The organism is Candidatus Hydrogenedentota bacterium (assembly GCA_012523015.1).
GTDB lineage: Bacteria > Hydrogenedentota > Hydrogenedentia > Hydrogenedentales > CAITNO01 > JAAYBJ01.
Genome location: JAAYJI010000269.1, coordinates 1 through 6314, shown reverse-complemented (window position 1 = coordinate 6314; position 6314 = coordinate 1). Strand labels below are relative to the sequence as shown.

The window sequence follows — 6314 nt, the reverse complement described above, 5'->3', positions numbered from 1 at the left end:
TTTCCATGGGATCAATACTTAGCGTAAGATTTTCTACACCCGGCTTCAGTGTACCGCTCGATTTGGAAGGGATGAGCCAGTCCAGTGATTCTTCACGCCAAGGATCATCCTCTGAATCACGGACGAGCGTATCCAGTGACCAGTCAAAGGCTCGTGCGCCTGAATTGCTGAGTGTAAGCCGTCTTTCCAATTGTCCCGAGCTAAACGCGATTGACGCAGGAGCGGTTTCTAATTTTGCATTTTCAAAACAACCGGCGAGAAATATACCGCTTCCAAACACAAAGAGCAGTATCGCCGTCCTGCAGAGTATTGTTCTCATCGTAGCGCCTCAGTGTTGTATTGCCCTGTGGCGTGTAAAAACGTCCCGGGCAAAGCGAACCACCAAATAACTTTTCCAATGTCCTGAATAGGATAAAACTTTTTATAAACGCGTTTAATCATTTAAAAATTCGAGGATTACACCTGCGTCTACCATAGCGGTGTAGGCTCCCAGAAAACTAGGATAGGGATTACCCGTGCTGCTCATGGTGTGGACATAAGGCAACACGACAACGGAACCCGCCTTTAATCCGCCGTTCAACACATTGTCCTGCAGATATCGCCAATCGATAATGGCATTGCCAGACCCGCCAAGATTGAGATAGTCTAGGGACAACATGCCTGACACGGGCTCAATATCGGTAATTTCGTTTCCACTAAGATTGAGATAGGTCAGCTTAGTCAATCCGGCAAGGGCCCCCATACTGGAGATACGATTATCGCTCAGATTAATTTTGCGTAGATTGTTGCAAAATTGCAGCCCTTCCAAGCTGTCAATGTTATAGCCGGAACCGTTTAATTCCGTAATCTTAGCGAGATCTGTCTGCGTAAGAAACAAAGACAAGGGTTTACCCAATTCTGCCTGAATCACTGATTTCAACGCAGGATCCGGGATAAAGACAATTGGAGAACATCCGTTAAGACCCATTGCAAGTATGCAGACCAGCACGACCACTTGGCCAATATGTTTCATTGTACCCATCTGTGTCAACCTCATAGTATGCCGTTACAGTTCCAACAAATACATGTGTCCATACACATGATCTGTTCCTGTCGGCGCTATTGATTCCTTTTGAACATCATCTCGAATTAAATTAGAAAATACCATGCACAATTCGCCACAGAACTAATCCGCGAAAGCCAGGGCATCCTTAGTTATTGGCTGTGGGTATTGTGCATTTATCATCCAGAAAATTGAGAAGCGGAGAGGAGCCGCCAAAAAAACCCAAAATGGTGTTGAGTGTTTGCGCAATGATGCAAACATTATCCTGCCATTTTGCCGCCTTCGCCACCGGGGAGAGTGTCACTGTTTTTAAGTGTTTCATAATGGTTCCTAATCCTTCCTTACAGTACCATCATAGATGGAAACGATGCTTTATTACGGTTATCCAAACCAATCTATTGCACCAAGTATCCTATAGTTTAGTCAATTTTCCCTCAAATGTCAAGAATTTATCTGCAATGAGAAGAACCCAAAAAAAAGGAGGGGCAAAAATACGGCAAAGCAAAGCGGCGTCGCATCGCTCTTTTATGAAAGCGTAAAGCAAGGCGTGGTCTGGTCTGAGTGCAATTGCAGGATTTATTGGAAGTACTGAGTAGCCGGAAGCGGTGTCGACAGACCTATACATCCCAAAAGGCTTTTCGATTTAGACAGGGCGTTTTTTTCCCGCCTTTTTACAGATCAGATCAAAGAGGGCTGATACCAGGGGTATGTCCATGTCGTTAAAGTTTCCGGGTTTTTGCCAAAACTCTTCTAAACAGCCGCGATTTTGTTTCTCATAATAGAGGACTTTAATCATCATCTGCGCTTTATCGAGGGCACGCAACAACTGCGCTTCATTGGATTCTCCCTGTTGGAATTCGTCGTGCAACGCACTGTAATAATCAGGAAAGGCTTTAAAGAGTTCGTTGAATACGCCCTCTTCCGCTTTATCTTTTGCGTCTCCCAACCATGCATTTGCCACGGGCATGGGAATATCCATGAGCTGCGATTCCGCCAGATCATGAACGAGCGCCATGGCTAAAGCTTTTGCTTGATCATAACGTTCCGGCTCCTCACGCACAAAGATCAAGGTCAGTGTGGCAAGAAAATGGCTGTGTGCAGAGACAGATTCGGGATTGGGTACACCACGCAACAAAAAACCGGCTCGAGGGATCAGATCTAAACAGTGTATTCGCCAAAAGAGTTGAAGGATATTTTCGGCGAGATCATTGTAGTTTTTCAAAGGTCATGATCTCCTTCAAAATTCGGCGTTGTCAAAAAATCTATTCCATCCGGTTCCGGCCCAAAGGCATCGGAGCTGCTTTCTAAGGTGTCCTGTAATGGCGGTAAATCTTCTTTCGTAGGATCGGCAGGATCACGACCGAGAATTTGGAGCTGATCCACAATAAGGCCTAGGGTTGCCTTGGGATCTTTAAACAATTTTTTGGCGCGGCTGGTCTTGGCGAGTTTTTCGGCATCTTTCGCTAATTCTGCCATTGACGTACGCAATACCCGTATCTCTACTTCTTTAACAACAATCATTTGTTTCGCAGCTTTCAATTCCTCCGTGCATTCTTGATTATGCTTCTCGTTGATTAGAGAGATCGCTGCTTTAAGATCAAAATCGGCACTGATTTCCTGTTCCAGCTGATCTACAGCAGCGGCGAGCGTACCGAATTGTTCTTCCGCTTGTTGTTTTTGTTTTTCGAAGCGCGCCGTCAGTTCGTTCACCTCTTGTTCCCAAGCGGCAAGCTCTTCTTCCGACGGGCCATCTGCAGCCTTATCGGGCGCCGCCGAAGCGCCATCGCCCGCCACGACATCAAGAGAGCGTTCTTCTTCCAGTTCCGCAATCTTCTGCTTCAGCTTCATGATTTCCTGTAATGCTGCTTCAGGAATTAATGTATCTTCTGATTTGGGAAGGGCTTTGAGCCCAATTATCAAACCACCGCTCAAAAAGGATTTTAATTTGCCGCTGAGTCCGGTCATGATATTGGGATGGATTTGCGTGGTCAGCACAATGGTATGACCGTGTTCATCAACTACATAGAGCACCTTTTCGAGATCATCCAAGTCTTCTTCGGAAAAGAGATTCAGATCGTCCACCAATATGACAATCGGTCTGCTCGTAGTCAATTTCGCAGGATCCACGGCTAGCTTTTTAATTTTTGCAGGGAAGTTGGTCGGTGAGATAAGGGCGACACCAACCCGCGTTTTATTGCTGCGATAATAATTCACCAGCCCCCAGAGTAAATGACTTTTACCGGCGCCCTTCTCACCAAGCAAAACAACAGGAGACCGCCGTTCTCCCTCGAAGCGTGCGAGTTGAGAACAGATGTCAAAGGCTTTTTGGTTGGATGGATGTTTAATAAAATTCTCAAAGGACAAGCCCTTCATAACAATACTCCTGTGAGTTGGGCAACGAAAAATACCCGTTTTTATGGATTCAACAGAACCACATTATTGGTGTAGTTATTGTAACCGTAATAATTCTTCCGTTCAACTATAACGCTGATTTCTGATCAGCCGTACTATCATGGTGTAATTTCCAAAGTTTCGCATACTTTGTAAATACGGAACAGGCAGATAAACCGCAGAGCACTGCACCATGATAACCGTCTAAAAATCCATGATCTAAAAGGTACATCTTCAAGAAACGGATACCCGGTCTAAAGATCAGGTCTCTCAGGCGGCTGCGTTTGCCCCGGTCATAAGCATCCTGTGCGCCCCAAGTTGTAAATCGCTGCATAGTCGCAAAGTATTCATCAAAGTCCCGATAGGTATTGTGGTACATAGGCAGTTTGATGGTGCCCACTTCCCCATCTACAATCACTTTCGAGTGTACCCGCCTATCTAAATATTTCCCTTTGGCAGTTCTAAACAAACGAAGATTGTAATCGCGATGCCAGCCACAATGACGGATCAACTTTCCCATAAAATAGGATTGACGCCAAATTTGATAGCCCTCAGGTCCACCGTCACGCTGAATAATTTCACGGATCCCTTCGGCCAGCGCATCGGAAACCCACTCGTCCGCATCCAGCACGAGCACCCACTCTGTCGTGATTTGGGGCAAGGCCCAATTTCGTTGTGCCGCTGCGTTTTCATAAGGATGAACCACGACTTGATCGGTATAGGCGCGTGCCGCTTCAATAGCTTCCTCAGGCGCGCGCGCATCAACAACGCACAAGCGTTGATCAGCCCATGCTACACTTTCCAAGCATTTGGGCAAGCGGTCAAAGTCAGGTGGAACCAAGGTTAAAACGGTAACATCGTGCATCCGTAAACTCCATTTTGTAGCACTGAAAAGGAGCTGAGGCCTGTGGGTATCACAAAGCGTCACCTCCCGGGAATTAAGTGTATCACGTTCTATACTGAACACGAAAAAGACAGAGGCATAGGGAAGGGCAGTGAAACTGTATTCGCGCTGCTCAAAACCACCGCCCGCCGAAAAAATCACTTAAGATAGCGTTGACGCCACTGTTCAAATACAATGAGCGCCCATAAATGCCAGGTGTTGTCCTTTTTGTTGTTGCGATGGTCTTCCAACATCTTTTGCACATAGGAAGGATTAAAGAGCCCTGCCCTTCTCAACTTCTCCGGTGCCAAAAATTGATCTACCAAAGCACGCAAGCCCTCATTCAACCAAAAGCCCATAGGCGGATTAAATCCTTTTTTGACGCCCTTGGCCGCCTCAGGAGGAAGATAGCCGGACATCAACTTGCGCAGCAAATATTTGTCTTTTCCTTTTTTGAGTTTGAAAGCCGTCGGTATCGTGAGCATAAAAGAAAGGAATTCCGGGTCGGCCAAGGGACTGCGCACTTCCAGAGAATGGGCTCTGCTCATTCGATCGCCATATTGCAACACGTTGTTGGGTAAAAAAGACAGGGCGTCAACAGCCATGATCGTTGTACACAAATCTTCGCAGTCGCAGCCTTGTGCGAGATCTCTGAGGTACGTATAAGCATCTCTGCCGGCTAAGGCATTGCTCAAGGTCTCGCTGTAGAGGGATTGTCGCTCCGAAGGAGTATAACAACCGACCCAGCGTGCGTAGCTGTCGATGGGACCCAAGCGGGTATTGCTTGTGAATTGCCGAATACGGCGGAGCGCGTGAAATCCCGAGACACTTTCCGGCAGCCGTTGGGCAACGGGATACATTATTTTTTCACGGAGCCACAGAGGAATACGGCGGTAATATTGTAACCACAACATGCCTTGATAGCGGGGATATCCGCCGAATGCCTCATCGCCGCCGTCCCCGGATAAAATTACCGAGCAATGTTGTCGAGCATACGCGCTAATCCTCCAGCTTAACAAGGCCGTAGGATTACCGAAAGCTTCGTCAAAGTGATCGACCATACTTGGCAACAAATCGGCTAGGGATGAACTTACCTGAATCTCATGATGATCGGTCCCCATGAATGCGGCAAGTTTGCGCGCCTCTTCCCGTTCGTCATAGGCATCACCTTCAGCGCCAAAGCCCAACGTAAAGGTCTTTAAATCGCTGTGATCTCCCCTCAGATAATGGGTAATGGCGGCTGAATCCAATCCTCCGCTCAGGAAAGCACCCACAGGTTTAGAAGCGATGCCGTACAAGCGAATGAGTCGACTCAAGCGCTCATCAATCTCCTCAACGAGTTCGTCCTCGGATCGTTGAACATCGGTAATTTTACAGGGAGGTTTCCAATATCGATGTACTGTAAACTCCCCTTTTTGCCACAAAAGTGAATGGCCTGGCGGTAACTGAGAAATTCCTCGAAACAAGGTTCTTGGCGGCACCGTATAGAGGTAAGTCAGGTAATCGTCAAGACTTTCCAAATCAAGGTCGGTGTCTATGTCCGGGCACAACAGCAAGGCTTTTATTTCTGAGGCAAATAATATACCGTTCTTTGCCCGTGCGTAATAAAGGGGCTGCGTGCCAATTTGGTCCCGTGCCAAGAAAAGTTGTTGTTCCAGACGATCCCACAGCGCGATACTGAACATCCCCCGAAAATGACATAGGCAATCTTCACGCCAATGTTTATAGGCGGCACAGAGGATGTCCGACACAGTATCCCCTTCAATAACAACGCCTGCCCTTTCAAGATCTTTGCGTATATCCGGCAGGTTAACCAGAAAGCCGCTGAAAACGATGAGGAAACGATTTTCCTTTGAACTACGGTCGGAATCGTAAAACGCAGCTTTTCCCGTGTCAAGGTGCCTATAGCCCAACGCCACATCGGCATCATAGAAAAATCCCTGCCCATCAGGACCCCGATGGGCAAGACTATCGGTCATGGCATGAACCAGATCTAAT

General features: G+C 47.1%; 7 protein-coding genes. All 7 read right to left on the bottom strand.

The window, feature by feature from the left end; all coding sequences use genetic code 11:
* Positions 1-319 (bottom strand): hypothetical protein (locus tag GX117_11920; protein ID NLO34035.1); only part of this gene is annotated, 319 nt, incomplete at its 3' end.
* 114 nt (positions 320-433) lie between these two features.
* Entirely contained in the window at positions 434-1012 is a 579-nt protein-coding gene (locus tag GX117_11915) for a leucine-rich repeat domain-containing protein (protein ID NLO34034.1), read from the bottom strand.
* A gap of 178 nt (positions 1013-1190) precedes the next feature.
* Entirely contained in the window at positions 1191-1364 is a 174-nt protein-coding gene (locus tag GX117_11910) for a hypothetical protein (GenBank protein NLO34033.1), read from the bottom strand.
* A 321-nt stretch (positions 1365-1685) separates the two neighbouring features.
* Entirely contained in the window at positions 1686-2264 is a 579-nt protein-coding gene (locus GX117_11905; GenBank protein NLO34032.1) for an HD domain-containing protein, read from the bottom strand.
* Entirely contained in the window at positions 2261-3415 is a 1155-nt protein-coding gene (locus tag GX117_11900) for a hypothetical protein (GenBank protein NLO34031.1), read from the bottom strand. The genes GX117_11905 and GX117_11900 overlap by 4 nt, the downstream gene beginning before the upstream one ends.
* 106 nt (positions 3416-3521) lie before the next feature.
* A complete protein-coding gene (locus tag GX117_11895; GenBank protein ID NLO34030.1) occupies positions 3522-4298 on the bottom strand; it encodes a glycosyltransferase family 2 protein in 777 nt (258 codons plus the stop codon).
* Between the two features lie 176 nt (positions 4299-4474).
* On the bottom strand, positions 4475-6314 hold a 1840-nt coding region (gene asnB / locus GX117_11890; protein NLO34029.1), incomplete at its 5' end, for an asparagine synthase (glutamine-hydrolyzing).

Coding starts and splice junctions, on each gene's coding strand:
- GX117_11900 (NLO34031.1), bottom strand. CDS start 3,415: ATGAAGGGCTTGTCCTTTGAGAATTTTATTAAACATCCATCCAACCAA.
- GX117_11910 (NLO34033.1), bottom strand. CDS start 1,364: ATGAAACACTTAAAAACAGTGACACTCTCCCCGGTGGCGAAGGCGGCA.
- GX117_11895 (NLO34030.1), bottom strand. CDS start 4,298: ATGCACGATGTTACCGTTTTAACCTTGGTTCCACCTGACTTTGACCGC.
- GX117_11915 (NLO34034.1), bottom strand. CDS start 1,012: ATGAAACATATTGGCCAAGTGGTCGTGCTGGTCTGCATACTTGCAATG.